At 37.6% G+C, this 24,308-nt stretch carries 22 protein-coding genes; 8 read left to right on the forward strand and 14 right to left on the reverse strand.

Annotation, left to right across the window (positions count from 1 at the left end):
- The 5 genes from RTK36_RS01700 to mltG all read right to left on the reverse strand — a co-directional run.
- Window positions 1-2,809, reverse strand: a 2,809-nt coding sequence (locus RTK36_RS01700; RefSeq protein WP_312043670.1) for a GLUG motif-containing protein, incomplete at its 3' end; no start/stop codon positions are given.
- Between the two features lie 391 nt (window positions 2,810-3,200).
- Window positions 3,201-3,629, reverse strand: coding sequence for a MarR family winged helix-turn-helix transcriptional regulator (locus tag RTK36_RS01705; protein WP_066051508.1), 429 nt, complete (start codon window positions 3,627-3,629; stop codon window positions 3,201-3,203).
- A gap of 71 nt (window positions 3,630-3,700) precedes the next feature.
- Window positions 3,701-4,942 (reverse strand): peptidase U32 family protein, encoded by a 1,242-nt coding sequence (locus RTK36_RS01710; protein WP_334308113.1) that lies wholly within the window; start codon window positions 4,940-4,942, stop codon window positions 3,701-3,703.
- Window positions 4,935-5,621: an O-methyltransferase gene (locus RTK36_RS01715; RefSeq protein WP_312043674.1), complete on the reverse strand. Its 687-nt coding sequence runs from the start codon at window positions 5,619-5,621 to the stop codon at window positions 4,935-4,937. Before RTK36_RS01715 ends, RTK36_RS01710 begins: the two co-directional genes overlap by 8 nt.
- Before the next feature lie 16 nt (window positions 5,622-5,637).
- Window positions 5,638-6,750 carry an endolytic transglycosylase MltG gene (gene mltG, locus RTK36_RS01720; protein ID WP_312043676.1) on the reverse strand — a complete coding sequence of 371 codons (1,113 nt, stop codon included), beginning with the start codon at window positions 6,748-6,750 and terminating at the stop codon, window positions 5,638-5,640.
- A 366-nt stretch (window positions 6,751-7,116) separates the two neighbouring features.
- Here mltG and RTK36_RS01725 point away from each other — a divergent pair, with 366 nt between their 5' ends.
- From RTK36_RS01725 to RTK36_RS01735, 3 genes are read left to right on the forward strand one after another with little or no spacing between them, the layout of a single operon-like run.
- Complete coding sequence (locus tag RTK36_RS01725; RefSeq protein WP_312043678.1) at window positions 7,117-8,412, forward strand: bifunctional folylpolyglutamate synthase/dihydrofolate synthase; 1,296 nt, start codon at window positions 7,117-7,119, stop codon at window positions 8,410-8,412.
- 12 nt (window positions 8,413-8,424) lie between these two features.
- Complete coding sequence (locus tag RTK36_RS01730) at window positions 8,425-8,577, forward strand: hypothetical protein (protein WP_157881671.1); 153 nt, start codon at window positions 8,425-8,427, stop codon at window positions 8,575-8,577.
- Between the two features lie 17 nt (window positions 8,578-8,594).
- Complete coding sequence (locus RTK36_RS01735; RefSeq protein ID WP_312043680.1) at window positions 8,595-10,004, forward strand: tetratricopeptide repeat protein; 1,410 nt, start codon at window positions 8,595-8,597, stop codon at window positions 10,002-10,004.
- 196 nt (window positions 10,005-10,200) lie between these two features.
- Here RTK36_RS01735 and RTK36_RS01740 read toward each other — a convergent pair whose 3' ends face one another.
- From RTK36_RS01740 to RTK36_RS01765, 6 genes are all read right to left on the reverse strand, one after another.
- Window positions 10,201-10,803: a DedA family protein gene (locus RTK36_RS01740; RefSeq protein WP_312043682.1), complete on the reverse strand. Its 603-nt coding sequence runs from the start codon at window positions 10,801-10,803 to the stop codon at window positions 10,201-10,203.
- A gap of 244 nt (window positions 10,804-11,047) precedes the next feature.
- On the reverse strand, window positions 11,048-12,073 hold the full coding sequence (locus tag RTK36_RS01745) for a DUF2156 domain-containing protein (protein WP_312043684.1): 1,026 nt from the start codon (window positions 12,071-12,073) through the stop codon (window positions 11,048-11,050).
- Window positions 12,074-12,089: 16 nt separating this feature from the next.
- Window positions 12,090-13,190 (reverse strand): GNAT family N-acetyltransferase, encoded by a 1,101-nt coding sequence (locus RTK36_RS01750; protein WP_312043804.1) that lies wholly within the window; start codon window positions 13,188-13,190, stop codon window positions 12,090-12,092.
- 200 nt (window positions 13,191-13,390) lie between these two features.
- Window positions 13,391-13,948: an NUDIX hydrolase gene (locus tag RTK36_RS01755; RefSeq protein WP_312043686.1), complete on the reverse strand. Its 558-nt coding sequence runs from the start codon at window positions 13,946-13,948 to the stop codon at window positions 13,391-13,393.
- Window position 13,949: 1 nt separating this feature from the next.
- The gene (gene mutY, locus RTK36_RS01760; protein WP_312043688.1) at window positions 13,950-14,996 is read right to left on the reverse strand and encodes an A/G-specific adenine glycosylase; all 1,047 of its coding nucleotides are present in this window, start codon (window positions 14,994-14,996) and stop codon (window positions 13,950-13,952) included.
- A 37-nt stretch (window positions 14,997-15,033) separates the two neighbouring features.
- Entirely contained in the window at window positions 15,034-15,657 is a 624-nt protein-coding gene (locus tag RTK36_RS01765) for a formate/nitrite transporter family protein (protein WP_312043690.1), read from the reverse strand.
- A 199-nt stretch (window positions 15,658-15,856) separates the two neighbouring features.
- Between RTK36_RS01765 and dsdA the strand changes: the two genes are divergently transcribed.
- Entirely contained in the window at window positions 15,857-17,191 is a 1,335-nt protein-coding gene (gene dsdA, locus RTK36_RS01770) for a D-serine ammonia-lyase (protein ID WP_312043693.1), read from the forward strand.
- 183 nt (window positions 17,192-17,374) lie between these two features.
- Here dsdA and RTK36_RS01775 read toward each other — a convergent pair whose 3' ends face one another.
- The gene (locus tag RTK36_RS01775) at window positions 17,375-18,631 is read right to left on the reverse strand and encodes a diaminopimelate decarboxylase (protein WP_312043695.1); all 1,257 of its coding nucleotides are present in this window, start codon (window positions 18,629-18,631) and stop codon (window positions 17,375-17,377) included.
- Between the two features lie 156 nt (window positions 18,632-18,787).
- On the opposite strand from RTK36_RS01775, the gene RTK36_RS01780 reads away from it, so the two are divergent.
- Window positions 18,788-20,338: an ATP-binding protein gene (locus tag RTK36_RS01780; protein WP_312043697.1), complete on the forward strand. Its 1,551-nt coding sequence runs from the start codon at window positions 18,788-18,790 to the stop codon at window positions 20,336-20,338.
- 1 nt (window position 20,339) lies between these two features.
- The gene (locus RTK36_RS01785) at window positions 20,340-21,035 is read left to right on the forward strand and encodes a response regulator transcription factor (protein WP_312043699.1); all 696 of its coding nucleotides are present in this window, start codon (window positions 20,340-20,342) and stop codon (window positions 21,033-21,035) included.
- A 215-nt stretch (window positions 21,036-21,250) separates the two neighbouring features.
- On the opposite strand, the gene RTK36_RS01790 is transcribed toward RTK36_RS01785, so the two are convergent.
- The gene (locus tag RTK36_RS01790; protein WP_312043701.1) at window positions 21,251-21,481 is read right to left on the reverse strand and encodes a hypothetical protein; all 231 of its coding nucleotides are present in this window, start codon (window positions 21,479-21,481) and stop codon (window positions 21,251-21,253) included.
- A gap of 178 nt (window positions 21,482-21,659) precedes the next feature.
- Between RTK36_RS01790 and RTK36_RS01795 the strand changes: the two genes are divergently transcribed.
- On the forward strand, window positions 21,660-22,580 hold the full coding sequence (locus tag RTK36_RS01795) for a radical SAM protein (RefSeq protein WP_312043703.1): 921 nt from the start codon (window positions 21,660-21,662) through the stop codon (window positions 22,578-22,580).
- Between the two features lie 20 nt (window positions 22,581-22,600).
- On the forward strand, window positions 22,601-22,951 hold the full coding sequence (locus RTK36_RS01800) for a cupin domain-containing protein (protein WP_312043705.1): 351 nt from the start codon (window positions 22,601-22,603) through the stop codon (window positions 22,949-22,951).
- Window positions 22,952-23,144: 193 nt separating this feature from the next.
- On the opposite strand, the gene RTK36_RS01805 is transcribed toward RTK36_RS01800, so the two are convergent.
- On the reverse strand, window positions 23,145-23,588 hold the full coding sequence (locus RTK36_RS01805) for a hypothetical protein (RefSeq protein WP_312043707.1): 444 nt from the start codon (window positions 23,586-23,588) through the stop codon (window positions 23,145-23,147).
- Window positions 23,589-24,308 lie beyond the last annotated feature (720 nt).

The following is a 24,308-nucleotide window of genomic DNA, read 5'->3' on the forward strand; positions in this document are numbered from 1 at the left end:
AGTAGTACCGTGTATCTTTACTATCAGTCCATTTAGTCGTATTCCAATAATAGGCCGCACGGGCCAAAGCATTGATATGTCTTGGACTTCTAACAGAAATAGGACGACTCTCCCCCGTTGGGTTTTTCGGAACCGCAGCCGCAGTTGTGCTGATATCGGGATTAATTGCATTTTTTGCAAAGTCAGGGCAGTAGAAAAAGGTATAGTCCTCAAACATTGCTTTTCCATCAATATAGCCTGTTATGGTCAAGCGGTCATAAAACCTTGCTGCGGTATTTCTGTCAGTCATTTGTAATTCAAAAGGAAGGCGGAAAACCTTGGCATTTGAAATGGTATACTTTGCTCCATCTGCTGTATTTGAAAACTGTAAAGAAACCTTATCGGTAATTCTTTTTGCTGTGCCGGCACTCTGGGTATCCGTAATATTGGCTGTTTTTATATTATTTGAATTTAGAACATAATTGAATTCTGTCAAAGAATAGATTGTCATGATGGCATAGCCATCCTCTACACAAGGTTCTTGTCGCAAGGTATTTAGTTTCCAACTATTATTACCCCCTGTGTCAAAACTGTCCCCTTCCGCTGTCAAGCTTGTTTCTGCATAATAGCCATAATAGTTTCCCTCTGCATCGGCATTTGCATATCTCTCATAATAAACCAAAGAGGTCTGTAATTTTAACTCTGCGGGCCAATCCCCATAATGAGGTAAAATTGTTCCATCCTCCCTATGTACCATTTTGAAAGGGATACTATTTCCCACCAAAGCATCACTATATGGGTAGCAATTACTATCAAGGTTCCCTGAAACTTTCAAATCAGGAAATCCTTTTGGCTGAACACCAGCAAAACTAATCGTATAATCATAATTATAATTTGCCTGTCTTAAAAAATCACAATTGCGAAAGGTTGCAGTAGAGGTTCCAGCAAACCCACCTGAGGTCGCCTTATCTAAAAGGTTATCTCCCCTCTGTACTATGCCATAGGCACTGCAATCTGAAATCGTTCCATTGGCTGCACTTCCCACCAGCCCCCCTGCATACCACTGAGCAGTCACATCAGAGGTGGAATAGCAACCATTCATAGATGTATTTGCAGTTCTTCCGGCAAAGCCTCCAGCATAACTTCCTGTTGCATTCACCTTTCCTGAGGCATAGGAATTGGATACAAGTCCATTGCTGTATTCCCCACAAAATCCCCCTACATAAGCATTCCCCGAAACTTTAGTTGCTGCAAATGAGTCTTTTGTGGCTGTAGCACCGCTGATTCGTCCCACCAAACCACCAACATAATCCGTTCCACTAACACGATAGCGTGCGACACGGTCTGCCATATTTGTAAGAGGCCGGTAATACTCATCCTTTGTTGTAAGATAAACCCCACAATTGGTTATGCTTCCTCCTTGCATTTGCCCTGCCAGTGCGCCAACATAGGCCCTCCCTGAAACGCTAAAATCTACCAGCTTCACGTTTGTAAAAGCACAATCTTTCAACTGACTAAACAAACCAATATTATTCGTTCCTGCAATATTAAAACTCCGAAGTTCATTATTATTTCCGTTGAATGTTATTCTATCAAATAACGATGCATTTTCAATGGGAGCAAAGGTATCAGAATATGGTGGTTTCTCTTTTATATCATAACTGCTAATCATGGAACCGGCAGGCCAATTGTTATAATCATAGTCAATTGCACTTGTTTGGATAATAGTAAGCCCATCTTTTCCCCTGGCAGCATAGTTTGATGTTCTTAAATTATTTAAATGCCGCACACTGGAAACAGCCAAATTCCCATCCACATCCTTTGATGCAAAAAGGCTATTTGTAACGGGTGCAACAGCATTTCCAGTAACGGTAACGCCTTCTCTTGCATAGGTCATCGAGACTGTTACAGTAATATTATCACCAGGTGTGAGTTTACCATGGGTAATATTTTGAAAGCTCTCCATCCCTCCGCGAACACTATCCAAAAGAATTTGAACTTTTGCTTTATCATTGCTAATCCAAAAATCTTTACCACCTTTCAATTCAATGGTGAAGGAATGATTTGATCCATTATCAGGTCGAAAGCTCTCATCTGTAATGGTCACAGACAAAAGGATATTCTCGGGTCTTTTAATCAGTTTTCTCATGCCACTGCATTCAATATCAAGATATAAATCCTCTTTATTTACTACACTTACAGTGGGTTCAAATTTATCCGGCAGGCCAATTCCTTGGGAAAGTTCTGAAATCCCCCCATAATAGCCAATCATCTTTTCTTTTCGATCACTTTTACTTCTTGAAGCAAGTGCAGTTATGTCATCATATGTAAATGCTTTTTCCGAATAAAAAACGCCATAAACATCCCCCGTTTCAGGGTTTAACTCAACCAAGTAATGGCCGCCGTTTTCTAAGGACGCATTTAAAATTGAGTCCTTTCCTATTATATAATTCATAAAAACAGTATGCTCATCCGCATCCGTATCCGTAAAATAATAAAGATTTTTCCAATCATCTGTTTCTCTATCATAATCTTGAGGCTCTTTACCAATAACTCCTAATTTTCTGTTGTTAAAATATTTAACATCTTTCTCAACCTTTTCATAAAACGTATTTAATGTTCCCACAGCTTTCATGGTTGTAAGCTTGTTTTGAGAAACCAAATAAATCTGCCTTGCAACATCATCATACTTTGTTATCTCAAGGCTTTTTTTAAGGCTGGCTACCGCAGGTATGGCAATGGCGCAAATGACAATGATGATTCCAACTGCTACCAGCATTTCTATAAGGGTATAGCCTTTTTTTTCTCTATTTGAAAACTTATCAATCATTGCTCTCACTCCCTTTTTTATGAAATGATTGGCAGCCTTACAATAGTAATTTTCAATCATTAGTTACAATATTCTAATCCATATTGTAACAAAACTTTTTACATAAAACAACAGAAAAAACTCTGAAAAATCCCTGCTTAATGAAAAATAGTAATTTTATTCCAAATTGCGAATGCAACTACTGTTAAAATTTTTAGTATTAATATATATATATTTATAATATCAAATTTTAGCCCTTGTGTAACAGAAGCGTACGTATCACGAATAGAAAAAAAAGCATTAAAAAAGCTTAATACCGCTTTAAAGGATTAAAACAGGGCTCTGCCCTGATACATATTAGCTCTATTTCGTTAAAATAAAAAAAGCAGGTCAAAAGACCCACCTTTCCAATTTATCCTGCAAAATGATTCCCATCCGCAATAATGCGCAGATAATTCTTCAATACCCCAATCTCTTCTGCAGAAAAACATTTCAATACCTCATCATTCACGTCATCAATGATTTTTCCAATAGGCGCCTCTAAAGCTTTCCCTTTTTCCGTCGGAACCACTCTAACTTCACGTCTATCTTCTTTGTTGATTACTCGATCAATCAGACCTTTTTTCTGCATGCGATCTAGAACGCCGGAAATAGTAGATGTTTCCAAGCAGAGAATCTCTGAAATTTGCTTTGGTGTAGCAAACTCCTTTTGCCACAAGCAACTTAAAACGCCATATTGGGATGGGGTAATGTCATACTCAGACAACTTTGAGCTCAGATGCTGAAAAACAGAATGCTGTGCTGTAGTCAATAAATAGTTGATACACTGTGTTAATTCCATAAGCTTATCCTTTTCCCTTTACTCAATTCTACTATATAGGATAGCTGTATTTCAGACAAAAATCAAGTTTTTTATTTAGCATCCAACACATTTTTGCGCAACATGTCGTATTTTTTTACTGGTTTATCAAACAAAATTTGTAAAATTTGCTGAGGATGTGGTGCTGATTCCACCGCTATTCCTTCTTTGTCCCATATTTTAGAAACCTTCATTGTAAATGCATTTCCCTTTGCAGGCATAACCTCAATGGTATCCCCAACAGAAAATTTATTACGCTGTTCTACGATGGCAATTCCCGTTTGGGGATCGCTATCTTCTTGAACCATGCCAACAAAATCAAAACCACGAATATACGTATTACTATTATAAATCTGCTGACTCCCATCAGGTTTTTCAAAATAAAAACCCTCTGTGTAATCTCTATGGCTTGCTTTTGACACTTCTTCCAAATACTGAGGCAGCCTTTGCCGATATAAATCAGGTGAAGTCATATAATCGTCAATGGCCTGACGATATGCCTTTACCACCGTACCAACATAAAATGGGGTCTTCATGCGGCCTTCGATCTTCAAGCTCATAATTCCCGATTCTAATATATCAGGGATATGCTCGATCATACAAAGATCTTTGGAATTATAAATATATGTTCCTCTTTCATTTTCCTCTATAGGCATATATTCGCCAGGTCTTGTTTCCTCCACCAAATGATATTTCCATCTGCAAGGATGAGAGCAGGCTCCCTTATTTGCATCTCTGCCGCTTAAATAATTGCTCAGCAAGCATCTTCCCGAATAGGAGATACACATTGCCCCATGGACAAAGGCCTCAATATCCATATCCTCGGGAATATTTTCTCGAATTTGCTTCACTTCTTGAAAAGAAAGTTCTCTGGCGATAACAACGCGCTTTGCCCCAAGTTTATACCACATACTGGCGCTCATATAATTAGTATTATTTGCTTGGGTAGAGACGTGAATCTCCATATCAGGTACTGCTTCCTTTGCTATGGAAAACACACCTAAATCTGAAATAATCAAAGCATCTGCACCAATTTTTTCAACAGCCTTAAAGTACTCAGCCATGCCTTCAAAATCTGCATTATGGGCAAAAATATTCGCTGTGATGTAAACCTTTGCTCCATGTTCATGGGCAAAACGAATACCTTCAGCCATGGTATCCAAATCAAAGTTTTTCGCTTTGGCTCGCAGACCGTAGGCCTCTCCCCCAATATATACCGCATCGGCACCATATAACACCGCAATTTTTAATTTTTCCAAATCACCCGCAGGAGCCAAAAGCTCCGGCTTATTCAATTTCCACATGTTTCATATCTCCTTCTGTTTCCTTTGTTTTATAACAAAGCGCCATACCATCGCCAATGGGAATGATAGAGGTCTCCAATGCATCATTATGGGTAATTTCCCATAAAAAGGCTCTTAAACGCTTATGAATGGTACGCTGTCTCCTTGGCACACTGTAACGTGTTTGAGCAATTGTACCTCCCTGCAAAACATCATCCACAATCAGAAGCCCTCCCAAGGGCAACAACCGTAAACAATGGGGTAAAAAGCTATGATATTGGCCTTTTGCAGCGTCTAAAAATATCACATCATAGGGGCCCTTTAAGGTTGGCAAGATATCCGCCGCATCCCCTTCCAAAATCGTGATGGTATCCTCCAGACCCATTCGTTTAATATTGGGACGGGCGTCCTTTAGCATAACCTCGAAGCGGTCAATGGTGGTTACTGTTCCACCGGGTTGTAAATATTTACTGATGAGTCCCGCAGAAAATCCAACAGCCGTTCCAATTTCCAACACATGTTTAGGTTTTTTCATAGAAAGCAAAACACTCATCAGTCTGGCCGTCTCCAGAGGAATAATGGGCACGTTTCCTGCATTGGCTTCCTTTTGAATCTCCCCTAGAACACCATCATACATGGGCTGTAGAGTTCGCAAAAAGGTATTCATCGTATCATCTGTTACATAATTCATTTTATTCTCTCCTAAATTAGCTTCCGCTAGCCTTATATTTTTCCTTGGCTTTCAAAAATTCCTCATAAGTTTCACAGAAAACATGATTATCTTTCCCTTTTTCCTCAACCACATAGTAAATGAATTTATTATTCTCAGGATAAAGAGCTGCTTTAAACGCCAACTCACCGGGGTTAGAAATGGGTCCAACAGGAAGTCCTTTCACTTTATAGGTATTATACGGAGAATCCACCTGTAAATCAACGGTGGAGATATCTTCCTTTACAATGCCCATGGCATATAAAACCGTGGCATCCACCTGCAATGGCATTCCATCTTTAATTCTGTTATAAATTACCCCTGCTGCACGAGGACGTTCTTCATCCACCTTAATTTCTTTCTCAATAATCGAAGCAATTATAATCAGCTCATCTAAAGTATAGCCACTTTTCGCCACAGCGTTTTGATATTCCTTTGTATACATTTGCTCAAATCGTTTCAGCATTGCTTGTATCAGTTGGTGTGCAGTGGTTTCTTCCTTAATAAAGTAAGTGTCAGGAAAAAGGTAACCCTCCAGCTTAAACTCTCTATCTGGTAGATTCTTTAAAAAATCAAATTCAAAGGTCCCTGTATTACACTCCGTAATAAATTCCTCAGCAGTGCAAATTCCTTTTTCTTCCACTTTTGCAGCTATCTGCTTTGTTGTAAAACCTTCGGGTATGGTAATTTTCATTTTATCTAAAACTACCCCCGTTTGCAGCAGCTCCATAATTTGTGTTGCATTTAAACCTTTATCTATTTCATAAGTCCCTTGACGATACGTTCCATCAAAGCCATCAAGTCTACTACTCACACGGAAGGAAAGTGTACTTTTTATCAGCTTATTTTCTTTTAAAATCCCAGCGATGTCCGCCGTAGATGCCCCTTCGGGAATTGTTACCATTACGGTTTCACCCGTCAACACAGGTTGTTCCTCCGAAGATTGCATAAAATTCTTTGACAATCCGAATGAAAGAAGGCCAATCACTATGGCGATTGCCAGAAATATCCCCCAGCGAATATTTCTATTTCGCCGACGTTTTTTTTCTCTCAATTTTCGCCGATCTATCTGCCTTTTTCTTCCTCTATCATCATCCATTTTTCTATTCATGGCAGTTCTCCTTTCGTTCCCCATAAATCTGTTCTATTATACAATTTAATTCTCTTTCCGACAACCTTATTTTCTAATCTAAATCTCTTCGTAAAATTCTTTTTCACTTTTCTTAATCATATTGCAGAAAATACGAATCTTGGTATAATAGATAAAGACTCAAAAAAATATATCAATAAAATCTATAGTTTATAAACTGATAGAACAAAAACAACGTTTTTGTGATGGGCACAATTATGTTATCGCCCCACAAAAATTTTTGACGATTACCAAAATTTTATTCCTTTTGAGGCAAAATGATTTATCATGAAAAGGTATGCCACCTACGGAATTTTATTTTGGTTTCTTTTGTGATAGGAGAATAGAATGAATTATCAAGAAAGCATACATTATTTAGAAAAAGAAATCGGTTTTGCATCCTGCCCTGGGTTGGAAAGAATTACCGATTTAATGGAAAAACTAGGGAATCCCGAAAAAAAGTATAAAATCATTCACATTGCAGGTACCAACGGAAAAGGTTCGGCCACTGCACTGCTTTGTTCCATATTACAAGAAGGGGGTTACCGTACCGCAGGCTATACTTCCCCCCACCTTGCAAGCTACAATGAGCGTTTTTTGATTAATGGAGAAGAAATTTCCGACGATGCCTTTGCACGAATTCTTACGAAAACAAGGGATGCTTGCATGGAACTCATCGCAGAGGGAAAAGATGCTCCAACTCTTTTTGAAGTGATTACCGGCGCTGCCTTCCTTTATTTCGCAGAAGAAAATGTTGATATTGCCGTAATAGAAGTAGGACTGGGAGGAACATATGATGCTACAAATATCGTTGAAAACCCTATTCTAAGTGTCATTATGTCCATCAGTATGGATCATACAGATTTTTTGGGAGATAAAATTGAACTGATTGCCAAAGAAAAAGCCGGAATTATAAAGGAAAGTTGTCCTGTGGTGTTGTATTCTCAAGAAGAATTAGTATATAATATTGTTAAGAAGCAAGCAGATTCCTTACATGCACCTCTTTATTGTCCAAAAGAGACGGCAATAAAGATTTACTCTCAAACCATAGAGGGAACTGTTTTTGATGTAAAAAGCCCTTCTTTTGCCTATGACAACCTATATTTACCTTTACTTGGGCAGCATCAAATTCAAAACTGTATTACAATCCTAGAAGCTTGCCAGGTTATTAAAAAGAACGGATTCCCATTAACAGAGTCACAAATTCGTACAGGCATTTCAAATACGTTTTGGGCAGGGAGAATGGAAGTGTGCAAAAAACATCCAATGGTAGTATTAGATGGCGCCCACAATGTTGATGGTATTCGGCAATTGTCTGAAAGTATTGAAACCTATTTTAAAGATAAAAAAATCACCATCATTTTAGGAGTTTTAGGAGATAAGGAATATGAAAAAATGGCTGAGCTGATTATGCCCTTTGCCAGTCAAATAGTATTTACTGAACCCCACAGCGAACGCAAGTTGGATGCTCAAGCATTGGCAAATATGGTTTCTTGCAAGGAACTTCCATTCTACATTGAGCCTGAGCTGGAACATGCATATGAGAAAGCCTTAAAAATAACTGATAAAAATGGTGTTATTTTATGCTGCGGTTCCCTTTATATGATTGGCGCTTTACGTTCTTATATATTTTCCGTTGAATAAGGAGGTTACATTATGTTCAATTTTAAAGATGAACTTTCAAGATATCAGCCCATCCTTGAGTTAGATCAAATTGAAGAGGCTTTACAGCCCAATCAATTGAAAGACTTGGTTGATATTCTCGAACATATTGCTAAAGATAAAAATATCAGTCCTTCCCAAGAATGAACAAAGGAGCGATAAAAATGAGATGTCCAAATTGTGGATTTGATTTTTCCGAAGGCTACCTTTGCCCAAAATGTGGAATTGACACCTTTGTTTTTCTAAAAACCCAGAAGCTTTCAATTCGTTTATATAATGAAGCTTTGGAAGCTGCACGGGAAATGGATCTTTCAGGTGCTGCAGAAAAGCTGGAGCAAAGCCTTCTTTTTGATAAAAACAATATGCAGGCCCGAAATCTTCTTGGGCTAATTTATTGTGAAACCGGCAGAATTGCTGATGCATTAAAACACTGGATTATCAGCACATCACTGGTGAAAGATAATAATCCCGCCGTTGGATACATGGATTTTCTACAGAAAAACGGGCGGGAAATGGAGAAAGCTAACGATGCCGTTCGTATGTATAATCAAGCTCTTCTTTATCTGAACCATGGTAGCGACGATATGGCGATTATTCAATTAAAAAAAGCCATCGACAGTAACCCAGACTTTATTGATGCCTATAATTTGCTCACCCTTTGTTGTATTGAGGAAAATAACTACAAACGGGCTCAGCACTTTATTGATATTGTTTTGAAAAAGGATAAGAAAAATCCAAACGCTTTGAAATATGATAACGTGATCAATAGCGGTGGAACCAGTGGTCTACGCAAAAAGACTCCTCGTTCTGCAGAAATTAAAGAGGATTCCTCACAAAAAACTGTTTCACCGAAAAAAACGGATAGCGCCCCCCCTATGCCAAGATATAAGCGAAAAGAAAAGCAAATCGGCATCTTAGAAAAAAGAGATATTATTGCCTTTCTTCTTGGCATCGTCTGTGCAGCAATTGCAATTCTTGTTTTAATGATGCCTGCTATGAATGAAGCAAAGGATAAATTAATTGTAGATTTACAAACAAAGGTGGATAACTATGCCGGGGAAACCAAGATGACTCCCGATGAAGTTTTAGCTATGAGAACAGAGCTTGAAACCTTGCAAAATGAAAATAAACGCCTACGCAGCGAGGAAACAAAGCAGGCTAATCTTGAATTATTGCAAACCGCAGTGTCACAAATGACTGATAATGATTTTGAAACTTGTGTAGCCACATTAGATCGCATTGATACCATGGGCTTTAGCGATGATGACATTGCGAAATATAATTCCGTTAAAGCAACCGTGTATCCACAGGCCGCAAACAGCCTCTATACCAAAGGCAAAAGTGAGTTTTTAAGCAACAAATTTGCTGAGGCAAAGGTGAGTTTGGAAAGTGCACTAAAATATGCTTCCAATGAAAATTTCATTGATGATGCCTACTTCTATTTGGCAAAAATAGCTGAAAAAGACGAGGACTTGGAGCAAGCAAAAGCCTACTATCAAAAGGTTATATCCGAATATCCTGATTCTAATCAACTTACCAATGCAGAAAACGCCTTAAAAAATCTTTCTGATTAATCCTCAATAACGGATTTTATGTATAAATCAATTGATTTTTTAAGTAAAACCAAGACTTGAAGTACCCGGTGTTTACAAATAATAGTTTACGTAGTAAAAAGCGGTCTTTTCCGGAAGGATAAAGATCGCTTTTTTAAGATTTTAAATGTGCTTTTATGTCTTGCTAACAGGTGCTACATGTTACAAGCCTCTTACTCTAATTATTCTTCTTTCTCGAAGCATTTCTCAATACAATAAAGAGAATGACTAGAAAAGCAATCCCTCCTGATAGTTGCCACTGGTACGCCTTCAAAAACGCTTTGCATATTTCCCAATGACTACCCAAAAAGTATCCTGCACTAATTAAAGCTGTGTTCCATAGTATAACGCCAAAAAAAGTATAGATTAAAAAGGGCACCGCAGACATTTTTGCCAGACCCGCTGGGAATGAAATATAAGTACGGGCGATGGGAAATAACCTGGCAAAAAAAACAGATTCTTTCCCATATTTTTCAAAAATACTTTGAGCTTTTCCCACACCTAAGGCAATGGTTTCAAATCTCCCTGCCAATTTATCAAACATTTTCCCACCAATTCTTCCAATCAAATAACAGAATGTTGTCCCAAACATCCCTCCTATTGTTGCAATCAATATGGTGTAAAAAAGGCTATAGCCATTTATAGCAATAACATAACCAATAAAGGGTAGTAGAATTTCGCTGGAAACAGGAAAACAACCATATTCTAAAGCTGTAGCAACAAAAATTCCCCCTGCGCCCAATTCTAAAATCAATTGCTTTATTGCCTCAATCAAACTCATCTCTTCTCGCCCCCTCCATCTATCCTATGACAAAAGAAAAAGAAATAGGACATTCACCTTTCATAATCACTCATTTTACTAAATGCAATCATATTTTTACCCCTTAACACACTGCTTACTAATTATTTTTTATTTTTCAAAACAAAAAAGCCCACTTGAAACACATCAAATGGGCCTTTCTAAACATTTTAGCTATTTCGGATTCAACTTTTCAAACCCTTATTCTCATTTAGCGCCAAAAGAATTATTCTTCCTCCCAGCCCCAAATTCCTTTTACTTGTGAGAGGTCTCGAGGGCTAAACATATATTTTTCAATCATTTTTACAGGATGATATGCACGCTTTGCCTTGCGCATCCCTTCAATCCCCATATCTTCTTCACGATTGACTAATTCTACGTCCATACACTCATTTTTCACATATTGCTGATTTATCATAGGATAGACACCCTCAAAAGAGGCATCTGCCTTTTCAATATGCACTAATTGCAAATGGGGCTGCAATCTTTCCCCCAGGGTAAAGGCCACAAGTTTTTTCTCGATAAAAATAGCGCCTCCTACCAGATCCAGTTCCTCCATATGATTCAACGCCAGCAAGACAGATTTTCTTTCTTCTTTTAACTCTGCGCTGACTTCCGCTTTCTCCTCTTTCCATTGGTCATAAAGAGCAATACAGTCCTCAATCATAGAAGGTTCCAGCTTTCTATACTCATAGTCAGCGTATAAGGACAGGAATTTATTCACATGGTTTCTTTTTGAATGGAGCTTTTTCCCCGACAGTGTCTCCAGTTTTTCACGTTCATACACATAGTCCCATGCAATATCCGTGGGCTGAATAAACAGCTCAGGACAGGCCTTTTGCATCATTTCGTAAAAGGGTGAAGAGACAGAGCGAATTGTCGGCTCAACTCCAACTTTTTTCATATAATCAATAGTATTATAAACTGCCTTACGATAATTAACAGTTTCACCATATTTGGGTATGGGTGCCCAAAAATAAACGGGAACTCGTTTGAAATCCAGTTTAATATAAAGAACATTGTCCTTTTCTGCATACTCCATCTTCCCATCAGTACCCCAAATAAACATATTTGTAAAGGAAAGGTCAGAGCATTCTGCCCCCCAGGGTTTCGTATAGCTTTCAATCAGCGCTTTTTTATCCAATGTGATAGGATAAAACTGAAAAGCCACATTTGATGTTCTTATCTCAATATTATTTTTTGCAATTTCTTCATTTTTTTGGTTTTTACATAAACATTGTACTCCTGGCATACAATTGCCTCCAATTTTAATATTCATCAATAATATAACATTTACATTTCGGTAAAACCTGTCTAATAGAATCATATCCATCCTGATTCAATATTGTTACAAAAGGGCGAATTTCATCCAAAGATGCATAGCCCATCAAAACACGCAAAAATTGACCTGCCTCCACTTTTATTGCCGGATCATCATGGGTTTTTGTTCCATCAAAGGTAAAAATTCCATTGTTTTCAACAATAATAGGGTCAAAAATATCTACCGCAAAGGGACAGCTTAACTCTAACTTTTTTAGAATCTCTCCAATATTTGAAACCCCTGCCACTCCCTTTGGGCAAACCTGCTTATCCCACTCAGAAGAAACATCCACATCAGGTGGTAGTTTCACGGAAACCTGCCGACCCTCGGCAAAAGAAAAAATTACATTTAACAAAGCATGGTAACAACCCTGATTCGCCACAGCTTCAGGACATATCACTTCGTTTTCCAAAGAATATACAAAAGCATAGCCTTCGATTTCTGCATTCTTTAAAACAATGCATCTGCCCCCATCCGAAGCATAGTCATCACACTTGCGTAAAAAATCTTCCTCAGTACGCTTAACTGCCCCGCTGTAACGCTTACCAATGTTATTATCATACAAAGGGTATAAATCTTTCCATTGTGCCTTATCAAGGAAAGAAACCGCTCTCCCTGCCTTAATGGGTTTATTGCCTTGAATATATACAGCATCCGCCACGGGATAATGTCCATATGCAAAATAACTCTCCAATGTAGCTGGGGTATGCACCACTATGGATACACCTTTTTGATTCAGTAAGTTCATCTCATAGGTGAAAATTTTATGCATATATCCCTTTTTTCTATGTTCGGGATGAGTGGACACGCCGCAAAGCATGGCTCCAACTAAATCCTTTCCACGAACATGAATCGTATAGGGTACAGCTTGCATCCCACTTAAAATTTCACCTTCTTTTTCCAAACAAACGGAATAATCCGGATAAAACCTGTTATGAAAAAGCCAATTGCAAAAAGCATCGCTATCCCCAAAACATAATTGCCAAAGGCGGTAAAAATCCTTTGCATCTGCTTTCGTAGCTACTCTTACAAATTCATTGTCACCCATTGTTTTCACTCAATTCTCTAAATCAAAGTATTTTATCAGGTCAATATTCAAACCTTATGCCCTTCCATGGACACTTATTTTTCAACCAAAACTTAATTTCTATAGGAAAACAAGCAAAGTAGTCCTAAAATAAAGTTTGGTTATGTTCTTCCTATACTATTTTACTAAAGATATTAGAAAAAATCAACTGATAATAATTATCAATAAATAATTTTTTCAATGATTTTTTTGTACACCTTTACAAATTCTTTTTCTTTGCAATGGTTTTCTATTTCCCTAATTGGTATCCATGCAACATCAGAATTTTCATCTTCTTTTATTCTCAGCCTTACCTTTTCATCTGCAATAAGGCCAAAGGTTGCATTAATATGCAAGTGATTCGGGACATATTCTCCCCTTTTATAATGCGCCATAACCGAAAGAATATCCAAGGAGAGTATATCCTGTGAATGAGGAACAGCGGCTGTCACACCTGTTTCTTCTTGCAATTCCTTTAATGCAACAGTCAATAAATTCCCTTCACCATCGGCATGGCCGCCTACGCATGCCCATGTATCAAATATATTGTGCTTAATCATCAGCACTTTGTTCTTTTTTTCATTAAAAACCATGGCGGTTGCAGTTGCATGGGCAAAATGGGAGGTTCGAAAAAGAATCTGATTACCGCTTTTAACTATTAATTCTAGTATCAACTGTTTTTCTTTTTCCTCTTCCATAGTATACGGCTGATAAGCCTTAATTGATTGTAATAGATTCATATTAATCCTCCAAAAGACTGCAACCCTCTTGCCAAATTTTTTTAAAGGCCGAAGGCAATGCATATTCTTTTTCTGCTGTTTCTTTTGTTAACCAAAGAAAGTCTTTATTTTCGTTTACCTCCACCTCAACAAAATAACAACTCATATGCCATTCAATATGGGTAAAGATATGTTTTTGTGTCTTCATATCCTTTATATTCCCGGACAGAATGCCCCACTGGCTTAGTGCTACTGGTAAAGCCATCTTCTGATTACAATTTGGCAACTGCCAAAGCCCTGAGAGGAGTCCTTTACCTTCTCTCTTTTGCAAAGCAATTCTTTTATTATATACCAAAAAAAATACGGATAAATATTCTTTAGTACGTTCTTTTTTGGGGCTTTTCACTGGGAATTGCAATACGGCATTTATTCTGTAAGCCTGACAATATGCCCTCACAGGGCATATTTCACATTTCGGATATCCGTTGGGCAAACAAACCGTTGCGCCAAGTTCCATTAAAGCTTGGGTAAAGTTACCTTCTTCCCCTTCGGGCATCATCAAAGAAAGTTCTTCCTCCCATGCCGTTTTGGTAGATGCTAAGGTAATATCCCTTTTATCTGCTGCCAATCGAGACATTACCCGCAAAACATTGCCATCCACCGCTGCATAGGGCAATGAAAATGCAATGGATGCAATGGCACCAGCGGTATAGGGGCCAATTCCATTTAACTTTCGCAAGGAATGATAGTCCGCCGGCAAAGTTCCTCCGAATTCCTCTACCACCGTTTTTGCAGCTTTTTGCAGGTTTCTTACTCTACTATAGTAACCCAATCCCTCCCATAATTTCAGAAGGGTATCTTCCTGGGTATTTGCCAAAGCCTCAATGGTAGGGCACATCTGCAAAAACCGCTGATAGTAAGGCTTTACCGCTTCCACACGGGTTTGCTGCAACATAATTTCAGATAACCATATATGATAAGGATTTTTTGTTCTTCGCCAAGGTAAATCTCTTGCATTTTCCTTATACCACTGTATCAGTTCCTTTACAATATCCTTAAAATCCTTCATATTAACTCCTTACAAAGATATCTATCAAATACTTATTTTATCGAATACAAAACAGTTTCATATAAGTAGGAAGGATTAATCCTCCTACACTGTTTCCCAATGTCATAACAAGAATTGCCATAAAACAATGTCCATCCCATGCGTTGGACAAACAAAAATAAAACATATTGGCAATCACATGTTCAAAACCACTTAAAATAAACACCATAACAGGAATAAAAACACCCAATGCCTTCAGGGTTGAACCTTCTATATTCCGATATGCATCAATAGCAATAAACATTAACATACCGCATAAAATCGCCAACAAAAAGATACTCATAAAATTATCCCCCAGTTTGACAGCGGCAATTCCTTGAACCCTTTGAATTATAGGAGCATATATTCTTGTATGCTGCACCATCCATGCCAACAAGTATGTACCAACCAGATTTCCAAACCAAGTAATACCCAGCTCAATAAAATACGCAGGCTTTTGGAAAATGAGATATCCAATTTTTCCTGTAAAGAGTTGCAGTTGAAAACAGACGATAGTATACAACCCAATGGCAAACAAAAAACTTCCCAAAACAGGATTTTCTACCGATAAAAAAACTGTACCTCCAATCCCAATTAACATACCTGCAATCGTTGCAGAAAGCAACTGCCTTAACTTTTCCACGCCCTATTTCCTCCTACGAAAACAATATGATTTAGCATACACGATAAAGAAACGGTGTGTCAATATATAGCGTAAAAAATCAATAAGTGCCTATATATGGCATGAATGGTTTCTCTTGCGCATTATCCTTCAATATGATACGATTATTAGAGAAAAATGGAAATTATCAATATACTCAATATCACGGAGGGAAATGTGTATGGATCAAGAACTTTGGAATCAAATTCATTGCAAAGACCTTTTAAAAAAGGTGAGTGATGGCAAAGAAGTAGTCTGGGTAAATGAAAATTTAGAAACTGCACAAAGCGCCTTATCAAAAATTGATATTTCTTCAAAAGATATTGATGACGCGGAGGCACGCTTGGCTCGTTTTGCTCCCTTTATTTTAAAAGCATTCCCAGAAACAGCTAGGGAAAAGGGATTAATTGAATCTCCCTTGACTGAAATTGAAAAAATGAAAGCTCAATTGGAGGCGGAATTTGAAACGACAATACCAGGCAGGCTCTTCCTTAAGCAAGATAGTCATCTGGCTATTTCCGGCTCAGTAAAGGCTAGGGGCGGTATTTATGAGGTTTTGAAGCATGCAGAGGATTTGGCTCTGGAACATGGCATGCTAAAAGAAGATGATGACTATAGCGTTTTTGCTTCTGATGAATTTAAAAAATTCTTCAGCCAATTCAAAATCCAAGTTGGTTCCACAGGAAACCTTGGCATGAGTATCGGTATCATGAGTGCTGTTCTTGGATTCCATGTTATTGTTCATATGTCCGCTGATGCGAAGCAATGGAAAAAAGATTTACTTCGCAAACGTGGCGCCGAAGTTATAGAATATAATGATGATTACAGCAAAGCCGTAGAAGTTGGTCGAAAAAATTCTGATGCAGACCCTACAAGCTATTTTGTTGACGATGAAAACTCTGTAACATTATTTTTAGGCTATGCTGTTGCCGCAAAACGCATCAAAACCCAGTTCGATGCACAAGGCATTGTAATTGACCAGGAGCATCCCCTTTTCGTTTACATCCCCTGTGGTGTTGGCGGTGCACCAGGAGGCGTTGCCTTCGGCTTAAAACAAATTTTTGGCGATAACGTTCACGTCTTTTTTGAAGAACCAACTCAGGCACCCTGCATGTTAGTGGGTATGGCATCTGGCTTACAAAATAAAGTAAGCGTTCAAGATTTTGGTCTGACCGGACAAACCCATGCAGATGGTCTTGCAGTGGGACGCGCTTCTGGGTTTGTAGGAGGTGTTATGACCCACCTATTATCAGGCATTTTTACCCTTGAAGATTATCATATTTATGACTTGATGCGCGATATTGTGAATACAGAGGATATCTTCTTGGAACCATCAGCTTGTGCTTCCTTTTGGGGTCCTATTCAGCTAATGAAAGAGCCCGCAACCAAGGATTATGTAGAAAAAATGGGACTGCTTCCTAAAATGGCAAATGCAATTCATGTTCCTTGGGCAACAGGCGGCAGCTTGGTTCCACAAGAAATCAGAGACGAATATATGCACACACATTTGAAATAAATTCACGAGTGATAATAAAAATAACGGCCATGGCCGTTATTTTTTTACTTAGAATTTATTTATTATAAGAAAAAGCCTTTATTGTTGTATCTGAAATATAATCAAATAAAACAACAGGGCTTTTTTCAGCTAAACCTAGAGAGCAAGGTCTCTTACTTTGTTTGTCAAGGCCTGAGCTATTTCTTATTTTGAAAAAAGTTTTGTGAAATCAAAGGTGGCAAAATAATCCTCAGGAGTCTCTGCGCGACGCAGCAAACCAATTTCTCCGTTTTCCTTCAAAAGAAGTTCAGCAGAACGCAATTTTCCATTGTAATTGTATCCCATTGCATGACCATGGGCACCTGTATCGTGAATGTACACGATATCTCCAATTTCTATTTCAGGAAGCATGCGGTCAATGGCAAATTTATCATTGTTTTCGCAGAGGCCACCCACAACATCATAAATATGGTCACAAGCCTTATCTTCTTTGCCCAATATGGTTATATGGTGATAAGCACCATACATTGCAGGGCGCATCAGGTTTGCAGCACAGGCATCTAAACCAATATATTCTTTATAAATATGCTTCTCATGAATGGCAGTTGCCAAAAGGCTTCCGTAAGGTGCCAGCATAAACCTGCCCATTTCTGTAAATATGGCCACGTCGTCCATTCCCTCTGGTTGCAGCACCTCTTCGTATACCTGTTTCACTCCTTCACCAATTGCCATGATATCACATGCGGATTCTTCAGCATGGTAAGGTATCCCAACGCCACCCGAAAGATTAATAAAAGCTATATGAACATCCAGCTCTCTTTTCAACTCTACTGCTAACTCAAATAAAATCTTAGCCAACATGGGATAATAGGTATTAGAGCTTGTACTACTGGCCAAAAACGAGTGAATACCAAATTGTTTTGCACCTTTCTCCTTTAAAATACGAAAGGCATCTTTAATCTGTTCCTTGGTCATACCGTATTTTGCGTCTCCAGGGTTGTCCATAATATCATTGGAAACCTGGAAAAGACCGCCGGGATTAAATCTACAACAAACCGTTTCAGGAATGTTTGCCAATTTCTCAAAAAAGCCAATATGCGTGAAGTCATCGAAATTGATAATTGCACCTAATTTATTCGCCAAAACAAAATCTTCAGCAGGAGTCATGTTGGAAGAAAACATAATTTCATCTCCAGAAAACTCTAATGCCTCCGCAATCATAAGCTCTGTATAAGAGGAGCAATCCACACCGCAACCTTCTTCTTTTAAAATTTCCAAAATGCCGGGAGTAGGTGTAGCTTTTACTGCAAAATATTCTCTAAAGCCTTTATTCCAAGAAAAAGCACGGTTTACCATGCGGGCATTTTCACGAATTCCCTTTTCATCATAAAGATGGAAAGGCGTTGGATATTGTTCAATGATTTTTTTTGCCTGTTCTAAAGTAACAAATGGATTCTTCATTTGTATAATGCTCCTTTTATGATAAAATTTGTTTACAATTATAACAAACAATCCTGTGCTTTGCAATGACGCTCATAAGAAATATGAAAAAACATTTCCTCTTGTCCGAAAAGGAGTGTATAATATAGTTGTTATTCATTTTTAGCGAGGTTAACTATGAGAGATTATTTGCACCAATTAAAGACAATTAAATTATCCCCAGATATTATTTTATTTGATTTATTTAAAACAATACTGGTCTTTTTGATTGCAACCTCCTTTGCACTTTGTGTAGTGGAAATGAATGTGATCAGTGACAATATTTTTGGGGTCTATATGTTTGGCGTTGCTATAACCTCTGTGATTACCAGCGGTTATATTTGGGGGTTGTTATCCTCTATTGGAGGGGTTATTGCGGTTAACTTTTTCTTTACCTATCCCTTCTTTGCGTTGAATTTTTCCATGTCAGGTTACCCCATCACCTTTGCGCTGCTTCTGCTGATGTCAGTTTTAGTCAGTGCATTAACAACCAGGGTAAAAAAAGCTGCTGTTCTTTCTGCAATGCGAGAAAATCGCTCTGAAAATCTGACAAAAATGAGCAATGCTTTACTCTCCGCCAATACGCTGACTAAAATTATGGAGATTACCGTTGACTTTTTTTCTCAGTCAAATCAATGTAGCGTAATCGGGTATTACGGAGATCCTAAAGAACCGGAAATTAAACTGGTAAAAGCCATTCAAAATAATGATGAACTTATTCTAAACAGCCCTTTGGAATTACAAGTTGCAGAAATTGCTTACTCAACAAATAAGATCTCCGGTGTAACCCTAGAATCAGAGGCTCACAACTGCAAAGGAACCTATATCCCCATTTCCGTGGAAAATAGAGTTTATGGAGTAATCGGCCTTCTTTTTGAAAATCCTGATAGTGTTTTAATGGATGTCTATAAATTTTCTAGTATCATGGTTTTTCAAACTATTTTGGCTATAGAAAGACAGGCAGTTGAAGAAAAAGCTCAGGAAATCTTATTGGAAAAAGAAAAAGAGAAAATGCGAAGCAACCTTTTAAGGGCTGTATCACACGATCTTCGCACGCCTCTTACTTGTATTATTGGTGCTAGCTCAACATTACTTGAAAATAAAGACAAAATAACTGTTGAAACCTTCGATCGTTTACTTCATGACATTCATCATGATGCGCAATGGTTGATTCATATGGTTGAAAATCTGCTTTCTATTACAAAAATTAGCAGCGAAGGCGCAAAAGTAAAAAAACAAGATGAAGTGGTAGAAGAAATCGTTGCTGAAGCCATTTCCAGAGTGCATAAAAGATTCCCTGACGCCTCCATATATGTTTCAGTTCCCCAGGAAATGTTGATTGTACCTATGGATGCGACTCTAATCGAACAAGTGTTGATCAATTTACTGGAAAATGCAATACGGCATTCCCAAACAGTTTTACCTATTGCACTTAAGGTATACAAAGAAGATAATGAGATTATTTTTACCGTTACAGACTATGGAAAGGGCATTGATCCCGCAAGAATAGCCACAATTTTTGAAGGAGATAACGGCACGGCCTCCGTAGATTCTAATCGAGGTTTAGGAATAGGCCTTTCCCTTTGCAAGACTATAATTCTTGCCCATAATGGCAGAATATTTGCCGAAAACCAACCCTGCGGAGGGGCTATCTTCTCATTCGCATTGCCTATGAAAGGAGAATCGTGATATGACTGTAAAATCAAAAATACTAATTGTTGAGGATGAAGATGCCATCAGTAATTTTATGGAAATGACACTTAAAGCCAATAATTACAGTGTGATTTGTGCGAAAAAAGGGAAAGAAGCCTTATCTATGATTCCATCCCACTGTCCCGATTTAATAATATTGGATTTGGGTCTACCTGATATAGACGGAATCACTATTTTAAAAGAGCTTAGAACGTGGAGCTCCACACCTGTTATCGTTGTTTCTGCCCGCAGTGATGAAGCAGATAAAGTTGAAGCTTTGGATATTGGTGCAGATGATTATATTGTAAAACCATTTGGCACCTCGGAACTTTTAGCACGCATTCGTACCGCCATCCGCCACAACACCAGCAACCATTCAGGTCCATCTGAGCATCTTTTTTCTGTAAAACATTTAAAAATTGATTTTCAAAAAAGACTGGTTATCATTGAAGGGAACGAAGTTCATTTAACTCAAATTGAGTATAAAATAGTTTCTTTGTTGGCAAAAAGTGCTGGTCGTGTTTTGACTTATGACGCCATTATTACCGAGCTTTGGGGGCCATATGCAGTAAAGGACAATCAGATTTTAAGGGTCAATATGGCAAACATCAGAAGAAAGCTTGAGAAAAACCCTGCCGCTCCTGAATATATTTTTACTGAGGTTGGTATTGGATATCGTATGGCAGAGGAATAATTTCCCTAATCCGCATAAGCATCTTTATATTACCTATTATGTCAAATCAAAAAAGGCTTCGAAGTCTCAAAAACTTAAAAGCCTTTTTTCAACCTACTTTTAGATATCTTATTCCTCTGTCAGAAACACTTATAATAATGATAACTCAGTTTCCACAATAAAAAAGCCCCATAGGGGCCAAGGGGTTGGAAATATGTACAGGGACTTCTCCCTGTTTAGTGCACTTTCATTTGAAAGCCTTTAATCATTTTTTCATAGCAATCTTGGCATAAATCAAAAGAATCCTGTCTTCCATCTTGTTGCGAAAAATATCCCCATGATTTTTCAGCATGAAAATATTCCTCCCATATCCCCTCTCTAATCTGGGGAATCTCCTTGCCACAGCAGTTACATATAACTTTTGTAATCACTTGACTTTCCTTCGCCTTGATATCGTATTCTTTCATCATTCCGCCCCCCAATTGATTCGCCTTATTTCGAGCTACAATTGCATTTTACCACATGAGATTTCATTTTTCTATATGAAACTGTTTCTAATCGTGGTATCATATAGAAAATAAAAATGACTCCATTGGAATTTAATGTATCTTGTTCCATAGGGGTATCCGGAAAGCAGGTTTTCATATGGAGCAGGGTCAAAGCCCTTTATCCCATTGTACAGTCTGTCCAAGGCATTGCTGTGTTGATCGCTCAGACAATCAAACAGGTTTTTGTCATGCATCCCTTCTTCCAAAAATCGCGTTGGTCAGTACTCATTTTTGGGAAGAACCACCAATCAGCGGAACGAAAGGCTCTGGTACGGTATTTTTTTCCTATTGTAATCTTCGTTGCCTTTTTTGCCAAAATTATGAAATTAGCGAAAATGGATTTGGCAAAGAAGTTACAATTGAGCGTTTGGCAGAAATTTTTTTAGAACAACAGGTAAAGGGTTTGCATAATATCAATTTGGTTTCCCCAACTCACTTTATCCCCCAAATTGCTATGGCACTGCGCTTGGCTAAAAACAATGGACTAAACATTCCCGTTGTTTATAACACCAATGGATATGAATCTTTGGAGGGCCTACGTCTATTGGAAGGGCTTATTGATATCTACCTGCCTGATTTTAAATATTGGGATGACAGAATCGCAAAGGAGTATTCCTCTGCTGAAGATTATTCAAAAATCGTAACGCAAGCAATTCTTGAGATGAGACGACAAGTACCCTACGATATTTTTGATAAAAACGGTTTAATGCAAAAGGGGTTACTGGTTCGCCATCTTGTTCTTCCCTCTAACTATCGTGACAGCTTTAAAATATTAGACTGGATAAAAAATGTCTTAGGATGTGACACCTACGTTTCCCTCCTGAATCAATATACTCCCATGCACCGGGCAGATGAAATAAAAGCTCTATCCCGTAAACTTACTACTTTCGAGTATGATAAAGTTACGGAATATTTCTTAAATATTGGGCTGAAAAACGGTTTTATGCAGAAAAAGAGCGCAGCAACCTCCGATTATACCCCTATCTTCAATTTGGAGGGTGTTGAAAAAAAACTCTGAAAAACGAAAGGAGAACAAACATGGTAAGAAAAGAAAGAGTTGTAACTGTAGAAGGTTTAAGAGATGGAAAGGGCTCCGTTGAGATTCATCACTTCCTGGAAAAAGAAGAATTGATGGGGCACGCAACAATGTATGCTAGGGTTATCATAAAGCCTCACAGCAGTATCGGTTGGCATCAGCACGTTGGTAATACAGAACCCTACGCAATTATCAAAGGCGAAGGAACTTTTATCGACAACGACGGTTCAAAAACCACTGTACGTCCTGGGGATGTCTGTCTCATTGAGGTGGGTCAATGGCACTCCATCGAGAATAATACTGATGAAGATATGGAAATGATCGCTTTGATTATTAACGAAGAAGCAAAATAAAGTTTAAATAATAAAAATGGTACGTTAAATCTTTGTTATAAGACGTAATCCTTATCTAAGAATGCACCATAACAATCTTTTATTGTTATGGTGCATTTTATAAACCTCTTATTGGGAAACAAACTCAACTTTAACTTGCCACCAGTTGTTTAAGTTTTTTACTTTCAAAAATCAAAATCTGCTTATACACACATTATTTAGCCTCATTACTCTTTTTCATTTTAGCAAATCCAACAAAGCTTAATATAAGTTGAATGATTACGAAAGGCGCATAAAGAAACATCGCCAAAATAGATACTGAATATAGGATACCTGCTACCAATGCACCCCATCTTGCTCTTAATGCCCAACCTATCCAAGTAAAAATAACTGCCACTCCAACACATAACATATGGGGCATCACTAACATTGTTGCAAGACCACCAGCAATCGCTTGTGTTTGGTCATCTGTTGCCATCCCTCCCATAAAATATGTAATAAGGTATATCAAATATAATGTTCCTAATATACCGGATACAAGAAGAAGTTTACTCTTCTTAGCCTTTTCTGAAACATTGGTTTGAATGGTTGTTGCTGATTCCATGTTTGTTGAAACTGCCAAATCACCAGAATTAGCACTCATATTATTTTCATTCATTTCTTTCTCCCCCTTAAATAATTATAATTCATAAGATAAAGTGTGTAGCGGATGGAAACCCCATTTCTGATTTTTAAAAGCGATTTAAATTAATGCTAATTCTATATAACTTCGTTTATTGAAATCCATGGCGTTTGGTTTTCCCAGTTTGATGTTTTTGGAATACCGTTAAGAATGTAAATTTTAATATATAAGATGTTTTTATTTACACTCAAAATTGAAATTTCCCATTTATATGGCTAATAACATAATGTCTTTTAATTGGTATTTCAGATTTATACGATTCAAAAAATATTGAAAAGCAATTAATCCCTTAATATAAATGACAAATAATTAACTTTAGATGTTGTTGTAATCAACCTTACTTTAAATTCGTATATAATTTTACAATTAAGTGTATTTATCAGCTAGAAATGCAAAATCTAGCATTAGTCTTCTTAGAATCAGCCATTTTATTTTGTTTTAAGAATATATATCTAGTAGCTTTGTAAAGTTGAACCATGGAAATCTTATACTAATCATAATATATTTTTGCAAATATGTAAATAACTGTATTAAAAAATTATTAGAAAATAAAATAAAATTTATCGAATTAAAATTAATTTATTAACAATCGGTAATTTATTAACGAATGACAATTTGTATTTGGTTCTATTAAAACAACAATCTTTTTCCCCCTACCATTTCATTCATATTAATGAATTTAACAGAAATGGCAGG

This window comes from Anaerotignum sp. (assembly GCF_031981185.1).
Lineage (GTDB): Bacteria > Bacillota > Clostridia > Lachnospirales > Anaerotignaceae > Chakrabartyella.